This is a genomic window from Pseudomonas sp. R43(2017) (assembly GCF_002112345.1).
GTDB classification, from domain to species: Bacteria; Pseudomonadota; Gammaproteobacteria; order Pseudomonadales; family Pseudomonadaceae; genus Aquipseudomonas; species Aquipseudomonas kribbensis.
The window spans coordinates 104,707-125,223 of the sequence record NZ_NEHJ01000012.1 but is presented as its reverse complement, the minus strand read 5'-3'; the positions used below and the strand labels follow the sequence as shown (position 1 = coordinate 125,223).

Sequence of the window (20,517 nt, the reverse complement as noted above, 5' to 3'; positions counted from 1 at the left end):
ACGACCAGCCGCCGCGACCACCGGTCATGGATCTACAGCATCGCGGCGACTTGTTGCGCCGTGGCTTTGGCCGATTGCGGGTTCTGTCCGGTCACCAGTTTGCCGTCGGTCACTACATTGGAGGTGAACGGCAGAAACGCCTTTTCGTAGCGCGCTCCGCGATCCTTCATCTGCTGTTCCGAGTCGTACGGTACTTTTTTCGCGACACCGGCCAGCACTTCTTCCATCCACGAATAACCGGTGACCTTGCGCCCCGCCACCAGCAGGCTGCCGTCCGACAGCCGCGTGTTGAGCAACCCGCAATAACCATGACAGACCGACGAAACGATTCCGCCGCGCTCGAAGATCTCCTGGGTCAGCCGTTGCAGGCCGGGGTCATCGGGAAAGTCCCACATCACTGCGTGCCCGCCAGTGAAGTAGATGGCATCGAAATCCGCGCTGTCGATCTGCTCCGGGCTGGCGGTGTTCGCCAGCAGCGCCATGCTCGCCGGATCGTTCAACCAGGCCTTGGCCGAGCGGTCGAGCATCGGCCATTTCAGTGCCCGAGGTTCCAATGGACTCTGTCCGCCCTTGGGGCTGACCAGCCGCTGCTCGAAGCCTTTTTCCGCGAACACCTGCCAGGCATGGGTCAACTCCCCGAGCCATAGCCCGGTGGGATCGGTCGGGTCGGCATAGTGGGCGACATTGGTCACGACGTGCAGGATTCGACGAGTCATTTGGCAGCTTCTCTTGGAGTAACACCAGCCTGACCGAACGCCGCCAGCGGCACCGGCAGGTTGAGCACGATCTGGGCGTCCTTGATCACGTCCAGACGCAGAATCCGCATAGCCCCGAGGCCGTCGAGCAACTGGCTCAGTGGCCCGCCATTGCGATCCAGCTGCACATCGCGGGGAAACAGGCGTTGGGCAAAGGATAGTGTGTTGCTCTGCACCACGCTCTGATGCCACAGGCCATCGACCTGATGAATCATGGTGGCGGTGCTCATGCGTGATTGCGGTGTGACGTTTTTCAGAGTCGGCAGCGGCGCTTTCAGGACCAGATCCGGCAGGCCCTTGGGCCCGTCAATGCGGGCGCTGACGCTGGTGCCGATGTTCACGTTGATGTCGGCGCGCCATTTGGGCAGTTGATAGCCGTGCACGCCGCGCACCCGGGCGATTTCGGTGTTTACCGGCAGCGCCAGCACATGGGCGGTGAAGCTGCGTCGGCGCATGGCGTCCATCAATTCCAGCGCGTGGGAGCCACGGGCGCCGGGGCGACGCACGACGATCGCCACGGAGACTTCGTCGTACGGATCGTTGTCGCAAACCGAGTAGGAGAAAAACGTCAGCGCCACCAGCCCATAACCGGGAAACGCCCGCAGCGGCTCAAGCGGCGCCGGCAACGTGGCGCGCAAGCGGTCCAGCGGTGCGAGGAACAGCAGCTGCACGTTGCCGGATCGGTAATAGAAGTTCGGCGCCCAGGTCGGTCCGACTCGGGACGCCACCTGCTGCTTGGGAATGCGCCGGAAAAAGTCGATGTTGCCGGCGGCCTTGTCCCGGGCCACTTCGTCGAGGTTGGGGTTCATGCGGAAACGGTCGTAGTAACCGCCCTCCAGCACCTCGACCTTGTGCGATCCGAATTCGACTTTTGTAAAGCGCTTGCTCATGTTCGCTGACCTTTCTCGATGAGTGGCCCGGCAGGTGGCCGGTCAGCGCCACTCTAAGGTTCAACCAAACTTTAAGGTCAAGCGCACAACGGCTATGGCCTACCATTCACGCCAGCGATGACCGTTCGGAACTTGCTTGACCTTAAAGTGCACTTCAATCCTAGAGTTCATAACGCTTGTCTTCCCCCCTTCACGTTTCCGTTCCGCATTTTTCAGGAGTAGCGAACATGGGCTATGTCACAACGAAAGACGGCGTCGAAATCTTCTACAAGGACTGGGGCCCGAAAGACGCTCCGGTGATCCACTTCCATCACGGCTGGCCGCTGAGCTCGGACGATTGGGATGCGCAGATGCTGTTCTTCCTTGCTCAGGGCTTCCGGGTGGTGGCCCACGACCGACGGGGTCACGGGCGCTCGAGCCAGGTCTGGGACGGCCACGACATGGATCACTACGCCGACGACGTGGCGGCGGTGGTCAATCATCTGGGAACGCAGAAAGCCGTGCATGTCGGCCACTCCACCGGTGGCGGCGAGGTGATTCACTACATCGCCCGACATGGCGAGGATCGGGTCTCCAAAGCCGCGATCATCAGCGCTGTGCCGCCGCTGATGGTGAAAACCGAAAGCAATCCGGGTGGTCTGCCGAAGTCTGTGTTCGACGATCTTCAGGCCCAACTGGCAGCCAATCGTGCGCAGTTCTATCACGATGTGCCGGCCGGCCCGTTCTATGGCTACAACCGGCCGGGGGCCAAGCCCTCGGAACCCGTCGTCCTCAACTGGTGGCGTCAGGGCATGATGGGCGGCGCCAAGGCGCACTATGACGGGATCGTCGCTTTCTCGCAGACCGACTTCACCGAAGACCTGAAAGGCATTTCGATTCCTGTGCTGGTGATGCACGGCGATGACGACCAGATCGTTCCGTATGAAGATTCCGGTGTGCTCTCCGCCAAACTGCTGAAAAACAGCACGCTGAAGATTTATCCGGGCTTCCCTCACGGCATGCCGACCACCGAAGCACCGACGATCAACGCCGATCTGCTGGCCTTTATTCGCGGCTGACTTTATTGGCCGGGGTCAGGCGCCATACCTGACCCCGGCTACTCTTCGGCTCTTCCCGCCCCCTCGCGATTACCCACATAGTGTCTGGCCAATGGAAACGCGGGCAGCCACGACTCGCGACGCACCGTCCAGAGTTCATAAGTCGGCTGCAACTGATCGGGCGCATCCAGCGCACCCAGACTGACCTCGATTTCATCACCACTGCGCCCGAACACCGACGATCCACAGCGCGGGCAGAAAAACCGCCCGTCGTAGTCACGGGTTTCGCCGGTTATGGTCACCGCCTCCGCCGGAAAGATCGCCGCCGACGCAAACAGCGCGCCGTGATGTTTGCGGCAATCCAGACAATGGCAAACGCCAACCCGCCAGGGTCGGCCCGTCGTTTCGATCCGCACCGCGCCGCACAGACAACCGCCGGTCAGTCGATCCATGGCACACCTCCCGCAAATGGAATATCCGGTGAGTGAAAATAGCAGCGCACTGGGGGAACGCTTACAATCGTGGCCCATTACCACCATTCAGACAGACCACTCCCTTCATGGCGCTCGACCCCCTTACGATGTTGACCATTTCCACCGCCCTGGCAGCGGCGGCCGCCCTTTACCTGGCGGTCGAATGGCGCAGCATCCGCGAATCCTCGTTGCTGTTCTGGAGTGCCGGTTTCGCCACCATCACCGTCGGCTCGAGCCTGGCCCTGCTGCGCGCCAACGGTTATCCGCTGATCGGCATCTGGTTCGCCAACGGTTTGCTGGTCGTTGCGCACTGGTTGTTCCTGCTGGGCGTCGCGCGGTTTACCCAACGGTCGTTGTCGCGAGCCTGGTACTTGATGTTCCTCGTTTGGCTGGCGTTGCTGCTGTTACCGGAAGATCCGTCGTGGTCGAAGACCATGCTGGTGGCCAACTCGCTGCTGGTTGCCGTGCTGATGCTGCGGGCCAGTCTGCTGCTGCGCCCTCACGGCAAATCATTGAGCATTGGCGCCGTGCAACTGCGTTATGTGCTGTTGATTCACGGGCTGTTTTATTTTGCCAAGGCAATTACGGCGGTGCTCCCGGGCACGCTGATCGACCTGGCGGCGTTTCGCGGCACGATCATCCAGATATCTCTGGTCGAAGGCGCGATGGCAATCATGCTGATCGCGCTGTCGATGACCGGTACCGAGCGCTACCGCCGGGAAAAGCAGATTGCCGAACTGGCCGCCCGGGATCCGCTGACCGCGCTGTACAACCGCCGCGCCCTCGAAGTCCGCGCGCCGCGCCTGCTCGGGGAAGTCTCCAGCGCCCGCCCCGGCGCCCTGCTGCTGATCGACATCGATAACTTCAAACTGATCAACGATCTGTATGGCCACACAGCCGGCGACCGCCTGCTGATTTCGCTCAGCGAAATGATCCGCTCGCAGCTGCCTCAGGGCGCACTGGCGGCCAGGCTGGGCGGTGACGAATTCGTCATGTTGCTGGGTGATGCTTCCCACGAACAGATCATGGTGCTGGGCAGCGAGCTGCGTGAGCAGTTTCAGGCGATGACTGCGCAGGCCTACATCACGCCTGAAGCCGTCACCCTGAGCATTGGCGCCAAGGTCTTCGACCAGCCGCCGGCCAGCCTCGCGGCATTGATCGAACAGGGTGACAGCGCGCTCTACGAATCCAAGCGCGGCGGACGCAACCGGATTCGTCTGGCGGACTGCACCTGACCTATCCTTGCCTGCACCCGCATCCTCGGAGTTCGCCATGTCCTCGCCTGAGTCCACCCTCCTCCAGAGCTGGAGCCACAACGCTCAAGCCTGGACCGAAACCATCCGCAGCGGCGCCATCGAAAGCCGCCAGCAAGTGACCGATCAGGCCATGCTGCTGGCGGTGATGGGGCGCCAGCCAGAGCGCGTGCTCGATCTGGGATGCGGCGAAGGCTGGCTGTTGCGGGCGCTGGTGGAACGCGGGATCGAAGCGGTTGGCGTGGACGGTGACGCGACACTGGTCGAGGCAGCACAAGCGGCGGGATCGTCTCCCGTGTATGTCGCCAGCTATGAAGATCTGGTGGAAGCGAAAGTCGACATCGGCTGCGACTATGACCTGATCTGCGCCAACTTCTCCTTGCTGCATCAGGACATCATCCCGCTGCTCGCCGCCATGAACACCCTGCTCGTGCCCGGCGGCGCGCTGGTGATCCAGACGCTGCATCCATGGTCGGTGGCCGCCGGCGATTATCAGGATGGCTGGCGGGAAGAGACCTTCAACGGATTCAAAGGCCAGTGGCAGCCGATGCCGTGGTATTTCCGCACCTTGTCCAGTTGGCTGAATGCGCTGGACATGGCCGGGTTTCAGTTGACCAGCCTGCGCGAGCCGCAACATCCGCAAAGCCCCGTGCCGCAGTCGTTGTTGATGATTGCCGAGCGGCGCGGCTGAAAAAGCTACAGCCTCGGTTTGAGCAGGATCGCGGTGTAATGCCTTAAAAACAAAACAAAAGCCGCGCACCAGAGCACCACGGACAACCCAAGCCCCAGACTGGAAAACGGCACCAGCAACACCCGGCAACCCGCCGCGATCAACACCAGTGCAAACCCCAGCACCACGGCTTTCGGCGGTTGCAACAACCGGCCGGTGTGACCGAGACTGACCCGCGCAATCATCGCCAGAATCAAGCCGCCGACACCACCAACGGCCAGCGCATGGGTTGCCAGACTTTGCTGGCCGAGCAGCCCCAGATGCCACGCCGCCATGGCCCAGGTCGCCAGCGCCATCCAGGCGTAAGCCAGGTACAACGACCAGAGCAGCGGCACCCGCCACATCCCGCGATCATGCCAGCGGATCAGCCGCAGTATTTGCAAACTGCCGGTGAGCGCAAACAGCGCTGCCAGCCACTGCCGGGGTGAGTCGTTTAGACCCGCCGCAAACGTGATCGCCGTCAGCAGACTGCCAATCAACAGTAATCGCGTGGGCAACGGATGGATGGCCGGTGCGGGCGGACGGTTCAAACCGCGCTGAATGAAAAAGGGAATCACCCGTCCGCCGATCACGGTCATCAGTGCTGCAATCAGCCACAACGCACCCAGTACGCCTTGTCGTTGCAAACCGGTGTAGTCGTTGAACAGGCCGATCAAGGTCAGCGCCTGACAACCGGCCATCAGCCCGAGCACCAGCACAATCGGGTAGTTGTCGCGTTTGCCCGCAGCGATCAGATCCCGTGCCAGCAGCACCGCCAGCAAGGGCAGAAAGGCCCATTGCAACGCGAGAATCAATCCACCGGGCAACGGCATCCACCACGCCATACGCCCGAGAAGCCAGACCGAAACCAACGCAATCAACGCCCCGCCGCGCACGCCAGGAATCCCGGTCCAGTTGGGCACCGCCGTCAGCAGAAACCCGGCAACAATCGCCGCCGCGAAACCGAACGGCATTTCATGCCGATGCCATGCGAGCATGCCGCCCGCCGGTTGCAGGTCGAACCAGTGGCCGTAAAGCCACAAACCCCAGACCAGGATCGCCATTGCGGCGAATCCGGCACCGGCCAGAAACAGCGGCCGAAAACCCAGGCTGAACACAGGCGCGGCGGCGAGTCTGCGCATCTCAGGCCACCGCCATGACAGGGAACCGGGCCAGTCGATATTGCGACAGCAACCGCATGACGTAACCGATCTTGATCAGCGTCGGGCCGACGATGGTCATGGCATGCATCGCCACCAACAGCGCTATCGGCATGTGGCCCTGATACAGATAAGCGCCATAGATCCCGGCCAGCAACATGACCAGACCGGCGACGAGCACTTTGCTCGACAGGTGCAGAACGTTCAGCGGATTCTCGAAGAAAGTGAACATGTTTCGTACTCCTGAGCGGATCGGTTTGTACGCAAGACACTTCAACTTGCGTGCCAGATGATTAGCCAAGCAATATCAGTCAGTTGCGAAACAACGAGTCAATTTGACACAAACACGAAGGAGTCATTTTGACAAACGCAAAGGTCAATACGACTACACTCCATCTTCATTGCATCCAACCATCGATCCGCGGCACCGCCAGCCGGGCACAGACTGGCTAAGCTCTTAATCCAGCGTGTCCAACCTGCCGAGGAAGACTGCCATGCAACGCTTTCAAAAACTGACGCCCTGCCTGTGGTTCGACGATCAGGCCGAGGCGGCGGCGAAGTTTTACTGCTCGATCTTCGACCACTCGAAAATCACCGCCGTCACCCACTACGGCAAGGCCGGCCAGGAGTTTCACGGCCGCCCCGAAGGCTCGGTGATGACCGTCAGTTTCGAACTCGATGGCCAGACATTCACCGGCCTCAACGGCGGGCCGATGTTCAAGTTCAATGAGGCGATTTCGTTTCAGGTCAACTGCCAGAACCAGGAAGAAGTCGACCATTTCTGGGGCAACCTCAGCGCCGGCGGCCCGGTGGAGGCGCAGCAATGCGGCTGGCTCAAGGACAAGTTCGGCGTGTCCTGGCAGATCGTCCCGGTGGCCTTCATGCACATGATGACCGACGCCGACCAGACCAAGGCCCAACGGGCGATGCAGGCCATGCTCGGGATGAAAAAACTCGACATCGCCGAACTGGAGCGAGCCTTCGCCGGCCAGAGCTAATACACTCGGGCACTGGCCTGCCGAGAACCCCAACAATGAAAGTTGCCGCCAAGAACCCCGAACAAGCCCCGCGCTTCTGGCGCGACGACGCCCTGCCCTTCATCGAAGCACGGGCCATCGCCGATGGGCGTGAGGTCTGCTATTCACGGCATTCCCACGCGCACTTTTCCATCGGTGCGATCACTGCCGGGCGCAGCACTTACGTGCATGAGCAATCCTCGTTCGAAGTGGCGGCCGGCACCGTGGTGCTGATGAATCCGGGGGATGTGCACGCCTGCAACCCGATCGACGATCAGCCGTGGTCGTACCTGATGCTGTATGTGGAAACGCCGTGGCTGACGGATCTGCAACATCAGTTGGGCTTTAGTGCGGAGCTTGAGTTTCGGCGGTTTTCCGATACCCATTTGAATGACGTTCGCCTGTTTGACGACTTGAATGCGTTGTACGCGATATTGGTCGACGATCAGCAAGACGTGCTGCGCAAACAGAGCGCAGCGGTGGAGTTTTTCAGCGACCTGCAACTGCGCCTGAACCCCATCGAACAACCGTTGCGCGAACCGAACTTCAAACTCGAACGCGCCGCCGACTTCATCCGCCGGCACTGCACCGACCTGCTCAGCCTCGACGACATCTGCGCTGCTGCCGAGCTTTCACCGTCCTACCTGATCCGCGCCTTCAAACAGCACTTCGGCATGACGCCCCACGCGTTTCTGGTCAACCAGCGCATTCAGTTTGCCCGTGAGTGTTTGCGGCGCGGGCAGTTGATTGCGGACGTGGCGCTGGAGGCGGGATTTGCCGATCAGGCGCATTTTCAGCGGGCGTTCAAACAGCATCTGGCGGCTACGCCGGGGCAGTATCGGGGCTAAAAGCAGAAACGGCCCGCAATGGGCCGTTTCGGTTTCAGCACTCAGACACGAGGTTCAGCCGCCACGTCCAGATTATCCAGCACCCGATTTACCGCCAGTTCCGCCAGCATGATCAGTTGCCCAATGCCCAGCAGCACATGCCGCTGCGGCGCATCGATCATCCCGGCGAAGTCGCTGGCCATGGTTTTGGCGGAGGTCAGGGTTTCGCAGGCGTCGGCCAGCAGTTCTTCATTCGGGATGCCGGGGGCGATGAGGTAGCGGGTATTGGGTTTGAGCAGCGGTTTTCTGGGATGGAACGGATTGAGGTAGTGATCGAGGGCGCGTTCGGCGGCTTCGTGGAGTTTCTTGGAGTCGAGGGTTTCGTAAGGCGAGGTCGGGTCGGTTTCGGGTGGGTTTGGCGTTGGTTTGATCATGGTGAAGCTCCTTGATAGACGGAGCTGCAACCGTTCGCGGTCAATCGAAACAGGTGGCAGCTGTACGCGGGTTGACCGACCGGGAATCAAGGAACCCGGCATACCCGAAGGTATCCCGCGCACAACCGCCATAACACGAACAGCCACGAGAGCTGAACGAAAACGGCACGCTGGCGCCTTGATTGAGTCGGACGGTCAAGTCCGGTCGCTGATTCGTCAGCGACCGACACACGATAGAACCCGGCCCCAAGGCCCACAAGCCGGCGGATTCTGGCGGATGCGTAGGCAATGGCGCAAGGTGTTGTAGCTTGCCGGAAGCATCCTTAAACACCTTTAAACCCAAGGCCCGGCACGCTCACGGCAAAAACAGAAATCATGTTTCAAACAATATGAAACAAGAGAATCCAGACCTCACCAGAACATCACCAACTATCAGCATTTTTACACCATCCAGAATATATTTATTTCAACTCTCACACTCTCCGCCAATTCTAAAAAACACTTTCACACACAACTTCAAGAACACTTTTTCGATCGCTCATTTAATCTCGGCGCCCTCCCACTCATTCTTTTCAAGCCGAGCTTATTCAATGCAAACAGACATTTCAAAACCGGAGATTGATTTAGATGAACAACAAAAGCAGAGTATTGCCGACACGCTCACTCACTTTATTGAAAGTCCATTCGCTGTAGAGCAACTTGCCTGGGAGTGGGATCGTATCCAGGGCCCCATCGTGGATGGCTCCCTGTTTTCCGGAGCCCATCGTAGCGCCAGTGTGTCCTTGTCGATTCTGCTTCGGCGCTCCGGTTTTTCCGAGATTCGCGAATGGCGCTCGATTCCCGCACACGCGATCTTCCTGGTGAACGAAACGGGCCGTCTTTATTTTTCCTTTCCCAATCTCGCCGGCAACACAAACGTACCCACAACACGGTATGTGTCGCCGCGAGACATCACCCCGGACGTCGCCGGCCTGGCGGGTTTCAGCGAAGAACTGACCGCGCTGGCCCGTATCGCCAGTCTGTGCGGCGGCTGGATAACGACGGGGGGAACCCTGCTCGTCGGCCAATGGCTGCGCTTCCAGCAACTGCACCTTCCGGTCAATGAAGAGGAGACGCGGGCACTGATCGATCTGTTGCATTTCTCAAGGCTGCCTGACGCGCCCAGGTTTGCAAATTACTGGCAAGTGCTGGACGCTCCGGCCGATTCTCCTTACGAGCTCGATGAAGAAAATCGCGCCATCATCGGGCAAGTCACCGAGGCCTACACGGGTGGGGAAATGCCTCTGGTAACCGCCTTCGGCAACCACCTGTTGCTGGAAAGTGCTTCGCCAGACACCCTGCAAACCAGCAACAGCTACCGTTTGCAGCGACTGACGGAAATTGCCGTCTGGGCTTCCGGGGAGGCTCGGGAATACATCGATGCGCTGGGGTGGTTTGCCGATGCCGCCAAACCGCCGCCACGGGAACTCATCGAGCAATTGCTGATTGCCGCCATGCTGCTGGACCTCGACCCGGAACTGGACATCGCGTCCACCCGCTTCGCAGGATTCGATCTTTATGCCAGTGATTTCCTGCACCTGCATCCGGCCCAGGTGCGGACGCGACTGGAAAGACATCTGGTCGAAACGCTGCAACTGAACGAGTTGCTTGCCCCTCTGGTCGCACAATGGGTACTGGGTGGCATGGCTCCGGAATATCAGTTTGCGCACTGGCCGGCCGAGCTGCGCATGGGAACGCCGGCGTGGGTGATGGGCTGCCAGACGCTCCATCTGGTCGAGTCGCTGGTTCCGGGCGTCTCCCGCGACATGACCTATCAGCATCTGATGGGGTTTGGCCAGTCGGTCAGGGCGATGCCGCAACTGGCAGCCATGCAGGCGCCTCTTTCGGTCGATCCGGTGGTGACCTGGGCACTGATGAACAAGGTCATTTCCCGCAACAGTGACAATACCGTCGACGAAACGGCCATCAGGCACGCCTGCGACGAATATGCACGCTACACGGACAAGATGCTGAGTGCCGTCGAAGCCTTGAGCAGCGCTCTCCCCGACCGTCGACAACTGGCACTGAAAGAACTGAACCATCGGTATCCCGAATGCGACCCGGATGAGACTTTGGTCAAGCACCGGGGTAGCGGTGGCGGCAGCGGACGCAAGGTATCCGTACTGGATCTGTACCTGGGGGATGAACTTCACACGCGGGACTGGGACCGTGTCAGAGGCCAGAGTATTTACGAGTCATTTCCGGAACTGGAACATCTGTTTCCTGTTGCCGAACTTTACGACCCGGAAGTCTGGAGATACTTCGACAACATCACCGGCGCACTGGCGAACAATATTGAATTTGCACTTTCGCAACTTTCGCCACAACTTTTACCGGAGATCGAATATGGTGCCATCGGTCTGTACAGCGTACAGAAGATAGCCTATCGGGCTGAGTCTCCATCCGGTCGTCCGGGTGTTACGATTCCTGCGGCGGAACTGCCCGGAGAAACCGGTCGTTACGGCGTTATTCTCTGTGCCCAGTGCCTGCACAACAGAGTTGCCTGCTTCGAATTGTTTCCCCTGCGGATGGCGTGTCGTGAAGCCCCTGAACTCGAGGACTTTTTCGCCCCTCTCGTTTCAGGTGACTACTTCAAACTCGACACACAATTCGCCGATTTGAAAAAACTGGAAAATGTGCCAGTCGACCTCCAGGCCTATCTACAGAACATGGCACCGAGAAGCGGCATCAAATCCCGGCTGTTCGTGCGCAAGATCGGCCAACTGCGCGCATCTGGCGCAGACTCGGATCCGGACTTTCCGACAACACTCCTGCGTTCGCCTCGCAAAACGGCGCTGGGCAGACTGGTGGCCGAAAAAAAACCACATTTGACGCACAGCGAAATACACCAGCTGGGCCTGCATCAAAGCGACCGGGAGCGAGCCATTGAAAAGACCGACGCCATTTTCAATGCCATTCTCAACATGATCATTCCGTTCAAGAGCTGCGTGGAAGGGCTCTCCTCGGGCAACCCCAAAAAGCAGGGCCCGGCCATTCTCGATTGCATCGTTGACGCCGCAGTCCTGGTGATGTCCTTTGCAGCCGTGCCCGCCAAAATCGCGCTGACCGCCAGCAAGGCCTCGTCCCTGGCTACCCGGCTGCTTGCGGGGTCCCGGGTACTTGCCAGTACGACACTGAGCTTGTTCAACCCGTTGAGCGGGCTCCCCGGGCTGATCAAGAGCGGTGGCAAGCTGATCGGTCGCGGCGCTTCGAAACTCGGCGGTCATCTCGTCGGGGCCCTGCGCAAACCCCATCAGCATTTGCGTTATCTGACGGGTGCCAATAGCTACGACCTGCTCAAGGCCATTGACCACACGGGTTCGGCTGCACAGGTACGGATGTCCCTGGACACGGTACCCCACGCACGGGCATTGCTGAAAAACGATACCCTCGAGACTGTGCAGCAAGTTGTCGCCCATTTGAGCGACCAGCACTTCAAGCTGCCTGCAAAGGTTGGCGAAACGGAATGGCGGCACCTGGCGAATAACGCCGTCAAGGAAACAGCGCTTCAATCGAAACAGGCCGGTGACCTGGAGTCACTGATCGGCCGACAGGCAATGGACGAACTGACGCAAGCGTTTATCAAGGGCCACCCGGTCCAACTCAACGATGTGCGCAACACGGCGCAGAACTACGCCGAAACACTGGAAGTCCTTTACGAGCTGGAAAGCAAAAAAGCCCGTTACATGAAGGGCTATCAACAAGACGTACTGAACCTGGACCTGGGCAAGGCGCCGTACAACGACGTGATGCCCGAAGCACTCTTCAATCCCCTGGGCTACACCGATCCATCACAACGAGCGACGGCCTGGATGTTGAAAGGCTCGAGTTCCAGCGGTAATGACTTCGACAATGTCCTTGGCGTGCTGCGCGAATACAGCTCAAACACGGCGTCCTTGACCGACCCGAATGTGATCAGGGAAATCCATCGCAGACTCGTACCGGAGGCCGTCGGCAAAGTGCGCGATGCCGGTGCCCCTACCAAGTATGGAAGCAGCCCGACCGGGTTCGCGTTACTCGAACAGCATTTGAAGAACCTGGACCCAAGCCATCCGCACTTTGATAAACAGGTGCTGGGGGCAGTGGTCGGCTTCCAGGGTTTCGGTGATGGCAACGGCCGCACTGCCAGTGCGCTGTACTCGATCAGTCAGTTGCGCAACAACCGATTCACGGCCATGCCACCCCACGTATTCAGGGAGCTCAACGGTATTTTCTGACGATGCCCGATTGAGCTGATTGCAAGCAGGTCCGTACCTTGCCCGCCGGGGTACGGATCAGGGCAGCAACAAGTACACCGCACTCACTGCCAACAGCAACGCCATCACCCGGTTGAACAAGCGCATTCCCGCCGGATTGTGCAGAAAGCCACGCAAGAACGTGCCGGCATACACCCAACACCCCACCGACAGATAACAGATCACCAGATACACCGCCGCAAACTGCCACACCAGCCGTGCCTCGCCATCGGCGACAAACGCCCCCATCCCCGCCACGCAGGCCAGCCAGGCCTTGGGGTTGAGCCATTGCATCACCGCGCCATAGAGCATCGACGGCGCCCTGCCCGATTCTCCCGCATTCAACTGGCCGTTATCGGTAGCCAGTTTCCAGGCCATGAACAGCAGAAACGCCACCCCGGCCAGTTGCACCACACGGGTCAGCGCCGGCCACAGTTTCAACACTTCGTGAAGACCGAGTCCCATCAACACCAGCAACAACACAAACCCCAGCGTCGCCCCAGTCACATGCCGCTGACTGGCACGAAAGCCGAACTGCGCCCCCGAACTCAACGCCACGATATTCACCGGCCCCGGGGTAATGGACGCGGCCAGGGCAAACGCCGCCATCGACACAATCAGACTCATCGCACACCTGCTTCAAATCGAGGAACAAGGCGCTCACGGTAACCAGCGCCCTGCCCTTCGGTATTGAATGAAATTACCCCCGAGCCCGCAGACCCACTACGCTCTACCTCAGTGACCACTCTCGACCAGGAAGTCGCCCTCCATGATTCTGATTCTGCTGCCAGCCGCCGATTACGACCCCACCGAAAGCAGCGTGCCTTGGCGGGCCCTTTGCGATGCAGGAATCGACGTACGCTTTGCCACCCCTCAAGGCTTGCCCGCCCACGCCGATCCACGGTTGGTGGACATCGGATTCGGCCTGCTGGGTTCGATGCTGATGACGCGCAAGGCCGATCTGGACAGTTACGCGAAAATGATCGAGTCCGAAGCGTTCAGGAAGCCGCTGGCGTATGCCGATGTCGACCCGAGCCAGTTCGATGGCCTGCTGATTCCCGGCGGTCATGCCAAAGGCATGCGTACGCTGCTGGAGTCCACACAGGCCCAGCAGATCGCCCTGCAATTTTTCAAGGTCGAAAAGCCCGTGGCGGCGGTGTGTCATGGCGTGTTGTTGCTGGCCCGCACGCTCGATCCCGACACCGGGCGTTCGGTGCTGTTCGGGCGCAAGGTCACGGCGCTGCTGGCGGCAACCATGGAGTTGCCGGCGTGGCTGATGACCGCTGCGTGGCTGGGGCGCTACTACCGCACCTACAAACAGACCGTCGAGGCGGAAGTGAAAACCGCACTGGCCAGCAAGGCCGATTTCATACGCGGCCCGCTCATTGCCAAACGCGACCAGGCAGAGAACCCGCAAATCGGTTTTGTGGTGCGCGACGGCAACCTGCTCACGGCGCGCTGGCCCGGCGACTGCCATCGATTCGCCGCCGAATGGGTGGCCCTGCTACAGGCCACCCGCCGCGAGCCGGTACTCAGTCCAGACGTGGCACGGTGAAGCGGAATTCGCTGCCCTGCCCCGGCTCGCTTTCGGCCACGATCCGCCCACCATGGGCCTCGACGATGCCTTGCGTGATGTAAAGACCAAGCCCCGTGCCGTTCGGGTTGCCTTCCTTCACCGTCCAGTAGCGGTCGAACACGTGCGGCAGGTGATCCTTGGGAATGCCTTCGCCGCTGTCGCGCACCGTGAAAACGATATCGTCGCCGACCGATTTGGCAAACACATCGACCGTGCCCAGACGCGGTGTGAACTTGATCGCATTGCCGACCAGATTCGACAGCACCTGGAACAGCCGCTCCGGGTCGGCATGAATGCTCAGATCGGGATCGGCCTCGAACGAGATACTGATGTCCTTGTCCAGCGCCAGCGGCGCGAGCAGTGATTGGGCCTCTTCGAACATCTGCGCGACATCGAGTTTCTGTGGCGCGATGGTGTAGCGCCCGGCGTCGATTTTCGAGGTGTCGAGCAAGTCTTCCAGCAGCGTGTTCATGCGCCCGGCGGCTTGCTGCATGGTGTCGATGGCGGTGGAGATGCGTCGTGAGGTGTGCGGTCCGTCGGAGCTGAAGGCCTTTTGCATCATGCCGCACAGCATCGAAATCACGGTCATCGGGTTGCGCAGATCGTGGGATACCACCGCCACAAGCTCATCGCGAGCCCGCACCGCTTCCTGCTCGCGGCGCACCTGGCGGGCCAGATCGTTTTCCAGTGCCGAGCGGCGCAGGTCGTTGGCGGCGAACAAATCACCGTGGCTCCACTTGGTAGAGATCCCGGCCATCTCGACCTTCCAGATTTCGAACGAGGTACGCGGCCGCAGACGCAGACCGGCGTCGGAGTTTTCCAGATCCAGCGGCTTGCGCGGGTCGCCGCTCCAGTTGATGTTCTCTTTGACCTCCGGGCGGAACCACAGCACGCCGTTGTCCACCGGTTTGGGCAGGCTCATGGCGAGCACGCCGCTGGCGACCTGCTGATACTGCGCGGCCGGCGGGTAGACGCTGGCCAGGTGATGACTGGCAAACACCGGCTCGCCACGCTCCTGCAACCATTTGTGCAGGGCGCGAATGTCTTCCGGCTCCGGGCAGTTGCCGTAACGGTGCAATTGCTTGTCTTCAATGATCGCGATGCCACCGGCATTGGCCAGCGCCATCAGGACCTGCGGCTGGTTGGCCAGGCCATCGAAGACGTTCTGCGGCGAATCGATCATCGCTTGATTGAGCAGCGCCAGCGCCTCGACCTTTTCTTCACGCTGACGGCTGACTTCCAGCGCTTCCATCGCACTGATCTGCAACGACAGCACCTGGCCGATGGTCTGGCACGCCGTGCGCAATTCATGCGGCACGTGCAACGGCTGACGGTTGCCGCAGCTGATCAGGCCCCAGAGTTTGTCGCCCTTGAGCAGGGAAATGCTCATCGAAGACAGCACGCCCATGTTCTTCATGTACTGGCAGTGGATCGGCGACACGCTGCGCAGCGTGGCGAAACTCAGGTCCAGTGGGGTCTGGGTGTCCGGGCGCAACTTGGGCACCAGCGGCACCGGTTGGTAGTCGGCATTGGGGATGATCCGCAGCCAGTTGGTGCGGTACAGCTCCCGGGCCTGCTCGGGGATATCGGAGGCCGGGAAGAACAAGCCGTTGAAGACCTCCATCGACGGATCGGACGCTTCGGCGATGACCTGACCGTGGCCCTCCTCTTCGAAGCGATAGATCAGCACCCGGTCGTAACCGGTCATGGCCTGGATTTCCTTGACACTGATGTCGTACAGCGCCTGCAGGCTCTGGGCCTTTTGCAGGCGCGCGAGCATCCGCCCCAGGTGGGTTTCGGTGCCGGCGACGTTGCGCGGCTGGAAGTTTTCGACGTGGATCTCCAGCTCCAGGATCAGCACATCCTGATGCCGGTGCAGCAAGCCTTCGAACGCCGTGCCGTTGAGGCGAAAGTGCAGCGGCGGCGCGTCGGACAGGGTCGGTTGCTGCAAGGCCTCGCGAACCTGCGCGGCATGGGCATCGCCAATCAGGCTTTGCAATGGCTGTCCGATCAGTTCCGGTGCCGGGCGCGCGAGCAAGGTCTCGACGTTGGCGCTGATCTGGATGATCGAAAGCTCGGGCTCGCTCAGGGTCAACAGCAGACCGTGGGGCTGGATCGCGCCCGGAAAGCGGATCGGCTCGTCGGCGCAGTTGGCCAGCAACTCTTCAAAGGCTTCTTTGTCTTGCGGGGTCATACCAGAACCTCCTGGCTTTCGAGCCAGCGCTCGAAACAGCTGAATGTGGTGTGGGCGGCCGCCACGACAGCTTCACGCTCGTCGGCGTCCATCGGGCGACTGCCCAGGTATTCGATGAAGTCACGCCAGCGCCGGCCGGTGGCGGCACCGTAGACGTCCAGAAATGCCGCGCCGTTGTCCGCGCCCAGGTTCAGTCGCGTGGCGATTTCTCGGCGCAGGATCTGCCCGCCGAGGGTCGCGCCTTCCAGCACGTACAGCACGCCCAGGCAGGCGGCGGCGGAATCGATGGCGGGCAACTGACGGCAGAGTGAAAAGCCCCCGCCATTTGCGCCTAGCGCGTGCAGATCCCGTTGCAGGGTCGGCGCCTTGAGGCGTGAAGCCAGATCGAAATCGGCGGGGATCGCGCCGCTGTCCTGCAACGCGGCTTCCAGTGGCTGATAGAAGCCGTAATAGGCGCGCATCAATCGCTCGAAAGCGTGCAGATCAAGGGTGTCGGAGAAAAAAGGAAGGCGTTTTTCCAGTGCGATGTGCAGTTCGGCGGTGCCGGCGCGCAGGTCCTGCAACACCGGTGGCACATGAACCTCGCGGGCCTTTGCTTGCATGTAGTCGCTCGTACAGTGGGCCGCCTGGGGCCATTGGGGAATGGAAACGCATGGCGCGAAAGCTTACACGGCAATTGTCCTTTCTGACCCGGCAGATAATTTTTTCTGGCGGATTCATCACCCTGTGACGGTTTCAGAGTTGACGGGGCGGCAGAAAGTTCGAACGGATTCACGCCCGAGAATTGCTGTACCGCGACTCCGCAGCCTGACTGTACGGTTCCGGCCCGCCGCCAGCATGATAAAAATAGCCGTCCCGCCACCGGAGCCCGTGCCATGGATCTCGCCACCCTTTCCCTGTTTCTGCCCGCCTGTTTCGCCTTGAACATGGCGCCCGGCCCGAACAACCTGCTGTCGGTCAGCAACGCCACCCGCTACGGCTATCGCCGCGCCTGCGTGGCCGGGATCGGGCGACTGCTGGCGTTCGCCGGGATGATCGCCCTCGCGGCGGCGGGGCTGGCGGTGGTGCTGCAGACGTCGGAGCTGTTGTTCTACGGGATCAAGATTGTCGGTGCGGGGTATCTGCTGTATCTGGCGTGGCAGCTGTGGCGGGCGAATCCTGCCGCTGAAGACGCCATTACCGCGCCGGCAAGTGGACTGTTGGCGCTGGCACGTCAGGAATTCCTGGTGGCCGCAGGAAATCCAAAAGCAATTCTCATATTCACCGCATTCCTGCCGCAATTCGTCGACCCGAACCGCGCCATCACCCCGCAGTTCATGCTGCTGGGGGTGCTGTTCCTGTTGCTGGAATGGATCGCCATCAGCGCCTACGCCTACATGGGGTTGCACATGCGCCGCTGGTTCGCCGAGCCGCGCGGCAAACGGATTTTCAATCGTTGCTGCGCGGGGCTGTTGTCGGCGGCGGCATCGGTGTTGTTGATGGCCAAGCGGGCCTAAACTTCGGACGGGCCTTTGAGTTCGACCTGATTGCCGTCCGGATCAAAGCAGTACAGCGACAGGCCGTTGCCCTCGGCACCGAAACGGGTGGCGGCCTTGTCGACGGTCAGGCCACAGGATTGCAAATGGCTGACCAGCGCCGCTTCATCGAACGGCTCGATGCGCAGGCAGAAGTGATCGACATTGCGCCGCTCGCTGCCGGCAGCGGCGCCGCCCTTGCGGCCGATTTCGCCGTCGAGGTCGACCAGATCGATCATCGACGTACCGGCGCGCAGGTGCACCAGACCGAACTTTTCGTTGCGCTTGACCACTTCGGCGCCGAAGACCCGGTCGTAGAAATCAATGCTGCGTTGCAGATCGGCAACGCGCAGCACGATGTGATCGATGTGGTGAATCGTGAACGGTGGCATACCTTCATTTCCCGAGTTGTAGCGACCCGATCACTGTAGTGCAGCGGCCCGAAAATTCACTGTCGATTTTTCGGTGGAGCCATCGAATAACTGGTTTTATCCTCGGCCCATGAACATACAGACCGCTGTCCTGCCCCCTCACGCCGAAATGGTTCGCGCCATGCTCGCAAGCGACACTGCCTATGAAGGCGTGTTCTTCACGGCGGTGAAAACCACCGGGATCTTCTGCCGCCCGACCTGCACGGCGCGCAAGCCAAAACCGGAAAACGTCGAATTCTTCGCCCACGCTGACGACTGCCTGTCCGCCGGTTACCGCGCCTGTCTGCGCTGCAAGCCGCTGGACGCTGCCGCCATCGCCCCGGACTGGGTACAACGGCTATTGAAAGCCGTCGACGCCGATCCGGAGCTGCGCTGGAGCGACGCACAATTGCTCGCCGAAGGCATCGAACCGCTGAAGCTGCGGCGCTGGTTCAAGCAGCATTTCGGCATGACGTTTCATGCGTGGCTGCGCACCCGTCGGCTCGGCGTGGCCTTGGGCGGGATCAAGCAAGGCACCTCCATCGACCACGCGGCGTTCGACTCCGGCTATGAGTCCCTCAGCGGATTTCGCGATGCGTTCCAGAAATCATTCCACATCACGCCAGGCCGTGCGGCGACCAGCGAACCGCTGCTGTTCACCCGCCTGACCACGCCGCTGGGGCCGATGATCGCCATGGCCGAACGGCGCGGACTGGTGCTGCTGGAGTTTCTCGACCGCCCGGCGCTGACCCGCGAAGTCGAAGAACTGCAAAACCGCTACGGCTACGTGGTCGCACCGGGGCACAACGCGCATTTGCAGCAGATCGAAAACGAACTGGCGCTGTACTTCGCCGGCAAACTGAGCGAATTCAGCGTGTCGTTGCACCTGCCCGGCAGCGAGTTTGCCCGCCAGGTCTGGGCCGAACTGCGGCAAATCCCCTACGGCCACACCAGCACTTACGGCACCATCGCCGCGCGGCTGGGCAAACCCGGCGCCAGCCGCGCAGTGGGCCTGGCCAACGGGCACAATCGGCTGTCGATTGTCGTCCCGTGCCATCGGGTGATCGGTGCGGACGGCTCGCTGACCGGCTATGGTGGTGGGCAACCGCGCAAGGCGTTTCTGCTCAGGCTGGAAAACGCCGCTGTGCAACTGACGCAACCGCTGGCTTTCTGAACGACGACAAGAAGGGATTTCGATGAACGCGCTCGACACACAGTTTCACCAGTTGCACCACGATGGCTTGCTGATCCTGACCAACGTCGCCGACGCCACCGGCGCGCGACTGGTCGAGCAGCTCGGCGGCAAAGCGGTGGCCACCAGCAGCGCCGCCGTGGCCTGGGCCCATGGTTACCCGGACGGCAACACCCTGCCGCTGGAGCGTTTGATCAGCACCGTTGAGTCGATTGCCCGTGTCATCAAGGTGCCGTTGAGCGTGGACATCGAGGCCGGTTATTCCGATGACCTCGACCGGGTCGCCGAAGTGATCGATGCGGTTGTCGCCGCCGGCGCGGTCGGGATCAATATCGAAGACGGCAGCGGCACGCCGGAACTGCTGGCGCGCAAGATTGAAGTCGCGCGGCAAGTCGCCGACAAGCGCGATGTGAAGTTGTTCATCAATGCCCGCACCGACGTTTATCTGAAAAGTCTGGTGCCGGCCGAGGATCGCGTTGCCGAAACCTTGCGTCGTGCCGCGCTGTATCAAGCAGCCGGGGCCGATGGTTTGTTTGCTGCCGGCGTGACGTCCGCCTACGAAATCGAAGCGATCTGCAAAGGCACGACCCTGCCGGTCAACGTTCTGGGCTTCGCCGGCCTGCCCTCCCCCGACGAACTGAAAACCCTCGGTGTACGCCGCTTGAGCGCCGGCTCCGGCATCGCCGAGTTCATGTACGGCGCCATGGGCTCGCTGGTGAAAAGCTTCCTCGCCAGCGGCAAGCTCGACACCCATGACCTCAAGGCCTTCACCTATGGCGAAGTCAACGGTCTGCTGAAGTAAG

General features: G+C 60.9%; 20 protein-coding genes. 10 read left to right on the top strand and 10 right to left on the bottom strand.

Annotated features, from left to right (window positions below):
* Positions 1 to 32: 32 nt before the first annotated feature.
* Both CAG02_RS28870 and CAG02_RS28865 read right to left on the bottom strand, forming a co-directional pair.
* Positions 33 to 716: a type 1 glutamine amidotransferase domain-containing protein gene (locus CAG02_RS28870; RefSeq protein ID WP_085708609.1), complete on the bottom strand. Its 684-nt coding sequence runs from the start codon at positions 714 to 716 to the stop codon at positions 33 to 35.
* Complete coding sequence (locus CAG02_RS28865; RefSeq protein ID WP_085708610.1) at positions 713 to 1,645, bottom strand: acetoacetate decarboxylase; 933 nt, start codon at positions 1,643 to 1,645, stop codon at positions 713 to 715. Before CAG02_RS28865 ends, CAG02_RS28870 begins: the two co-directional genes overlap by 4 nt.
* Before the next feature lie 227 nt (positions 1,646 to 1,872).
* Here CAG02_RS28865 and CAG02_RS28860 point away from each other — a divergent pair, with 227 nt between their 5' ends.
* Positions 1,873 to 2,703: an alpha/beta fold hydrolase gene (locus tag CAG02_RS28860; RefSeq protein WP_085708611.1), complete on the top strand. Its 831-nt coding sequence runs from the start codon at positions 1,873 to 1,875 to the stop codon at positions 2,701 to 2,703.
* A 38-nt stretch (positions 2,704 to 2,741) separates the two neighbouring features.
* Here the strand turns inward: CAG02_RS28860 and CAG02_RS28855 are convergent, their stop codons facing one another.
* Positions 2,742 to 3,134 carry a GFA family protein gene (locus CAG02_RS28855; RefSeq protein ID WP_085708612.1) on the bottom strand — a complete coding sequence of 131 codons (393 nt, stop codon included), beginning with the start codon at positions 3,132 to 3,134 and terminating at the stop codon, positions 2,742 to 2,744.
* A 107-nt stretch (positions 3,135 to 3,241) separates the two neighbouring features.
* Between CAG02_RS28855 and CAG02_RS28850 the strand changes: the two genes are divergently transcribed.
* On the top strand, positions 3,242 to 4,390 hold the full coding sequence (locus CAG02_RS28850) for a GGDEF domain-containing protein (protein ID WP_085708613.1): 1,149 nt from the start codon (positions 3,242 to 3,244) through the stop codon (positions 4,388 to 4,390).
* A gap of 37 nt (positions 4,391 to 4,427) precedes the next feature.
* Positions 4,428 to 5,099, top strand: a complete 672-nt coding sequence (locus tag CAG02_RS28845) for a bifunctional 2-polyprenyl-6-hydroxyphenol methylase/3-demethylubiquinol 3-O-methyltransferase UbiG (RefSeq protein WP_085708614.1) — start codon at positions 4,428 to 4,430, stop codon at positions 5,097 to 5,099.
* 5 nt (positions 5,100 to 5,104) lie between these two features.
* On the opposite strand, the gene CAG02_RS28840 is transcribed toward CAG02_RS28845, so the two are convergent.
* Together CAG02_RS28840 and CAG02_RS28835 are read right to left on the bottom strand one after the other, a co-directional pair.
* The gene (locus CAG02_RS28840; protein WP_085708615.1) at positions 5,105 to 6,259 is read right to left on the bottom strand and encodes an NnrS family protein; all 1,155 of its coding nucleotides are present in this window, start codon (positions 6,257 to 6,259) and stop codon (positions 5,105 to 5,107) included.
* 1 nt (position 6,260) lies between these two features.
* Positions 6,261 to 6,509 carry a transmembrane sensor/regulator PpyR gene (locus CAG02_RS28835; protein ID WP_085708616.1) on the bottom strand — a complete coding sequence of 83 codons (249 nt, stop codon included), beginning with the start codon at positions 6,507 to 6,509 and terminating at the stop codon, positions 6,261 to 6,263.
* A 262-nt stretch (positions 6,510 to 6,771) separates the two neighbouring features.
* Between CAG02_RS28835 and CAG02_RS28830 the strand changes: the two genes are divergently transcribed.
* Positions 6,772 to 7,275, top strand: a complete 504-nt coding sequence (locus CAG02_RS28830; protein ID WP_085708617.1) for a VOC family protein — start codon at positions 6,772 to 6,774, stop codon at positions 7,273 to 7,275.
* 35 nt (positions 7,276 to 7,310) lie between these two features.
* Complete coding sequence (locus CAG02_RS28825) at positions 7,311 to 8,141, top strand: AraC family transcriptional regulator (RefSeq protein WP_085708618.1); 831 nt, start codon at positions 7,311 to 7,313, stop codon at positions 8,139 to 8,141.
* 41 nt (positions 8,142 to 8,182) lie between these two features.
* Here the strand turns inward: CAG02_RS28825 and CAG02_RS28820 are convergent, their stop codons facing one another.
* Positions 8,183 to 8,554 (bottom strand): DUF6124 family protein, encoded by a 372-nt coding sequence (locus CAG02_RS28820; RefSeq protein ID WP_085708619.1) that lies wholly within the window; start codon positions 8,552 to 8,554, stop codon positions 8,183 to 8,185.
* 590 nt (positions 8,555 to 9,144) lie between these two features.
* Here CAG02_RS28820 and CAG02_RS28815 point away from each other — a divergent pair.
* Positions 9,145 to 12,810 (top strand): hypothetical protein, encoded by a 3,666-nt coding sequence (locus CAG02_RS28815; RefSeq protein ID WP_085708620.1) that lies wholly within the window; start codon positions 9,145 to 9,147, stop codon positions 12,808 to 12,810.
* Between the two features lie 57 nt (positions 12,811 to 12,867).
* Here the strand turns inward: CAG02_RS28815 and CAG02_RS28810 are convergent, their stop codons facing one another.
* Entirely contained in the window at positions 12,868 to 13,455 is a 588-nt protein-coding gene (locus CAG02_RS28810) for a LysE family translocator (protein ID WP_085708621.1), read from the bottom strand.
* 142 nt (positions 13,456 to 13,597) lie between these two features.
* Between CAG02_RS28810 and CAG02_RS28805 the strand changes: the two genes are divergently transcribed.
* A complete protein-coding gene (locus CAG02_RS28805; RefSeq protein WP_085708622.1) occupies positions 13,598 to 14,383 on the top strand; it encodes a type 1 glutamine amidotransferase domain-containing protein in 786 nt (261 codons plus the stop codon).
* On the opposite strand, the gene CAG02_RS28800 is transcribed toward CAG02_RS28805, so the two are convergent.
* Together CAG02_RS28800 and CAG02_RS28795 are read right to left on the bottom strand one after the other, a co-directional pair.
* Positions 14,361 to 16,598, bottom strand: coding sequence for an ATP-binding protein (locus CAG02_RS28800; protein ID WP_085708623.1), 2,238 nt, complete (start codon positions 16,596 to 16,598; stop codon positions 14,361 to 14,363). The two genes, CAG02_RS28805 and CAG02_RS28800, sit on opposite strands and share 23 nt — an antisense overlap.
* The gene (locus CAG02_RS28795; RefSeq protein WP_085708624.1) at positions 16,595 to 17,200 is read right to left on the bottom strand and encodes a biliverdin-producing heme oxygenase; all 606 of its coding nucleotides are present in this window, start codon (positions 17,198 to 17,200) and stop codon (positions 16,595 to 16,597) included. The genes CAG02_RS28800 and CAG02_RS28795 overlap by 4 nt, the downstream gene beginning before the upstream one ends.
* Before the next feature lie 273 nt (positions 17,201 to 17,473).
* Here CAG02_RS28795 and CAG02_RS28790 point away from each other — a divergent pair, with 273 nt between their 5' ends.
* Positions 17,474 to 18,094: a LysE family translocator gene (locus tag CAG02_RS28790; protein ID WP_085708625.1), complete on the top strand. Its 621-nt coding sequence runs from the start codon at positions 17,474 to 17,476 to the stop codon at positions 18,092 to 18,094.
* Here the strand turns inward: CAG02_RS28790 and CAG02_RS28785 are convergent.
* A complete protein-coding gene (locus CAG02_RS28785) occupies positions 18,091 to 18,504 on the bottom strand; it encodes a VOC family protein (RefSeq protein ID WP_085708626.1) in 414 nt (137 codons plus the stop codon). The two genes, CAG02_RS28790 and CAG02_RS28785, sit on opposite strands and share 4 nt — an antisense overlap.
* 109 nt (positions 18,505 to 18,613) lie before the next feature.
* On the opposite strand from CAG02_RS28785, the gene CAG02_RS28780 reads away from it, so the two are divergent.
* Together CAG02_RS28780 and CAG02_RS28775 are read left to right on the top strand one after the other, a co-directional pair.
* Complete coding sequence (locus CAG02_RS28780) at positions 18,614 to 19,696, top strand: bifunctional transcriptional activator/DNA repair enzyme AdaA (RefSeq protein WP_085708627.1); 1,083 nt, start codon at positions 18,614 to 18,616, stop codon at positions 19,694 to 19,696.
* Positions 19,697 to 19,718: 22 nt separating this feature from the next.
* The gene (locus CAG02_RS28775; RefSeq protein WP_085708628.1) at positions 19,719 to 20,516 is read left to right on the top strand and encodes an isocitrate lyase/phosphoenolpyruvate mutase family protein; all 798 of its coding nucleotides are present in this window, start codon (positions 19,719 to 19,721) and stop codon (positions 20,514 to 20,516) included.
* The last annotated feature ends 1 nt before the right edge of the window (position 20,517 follow it).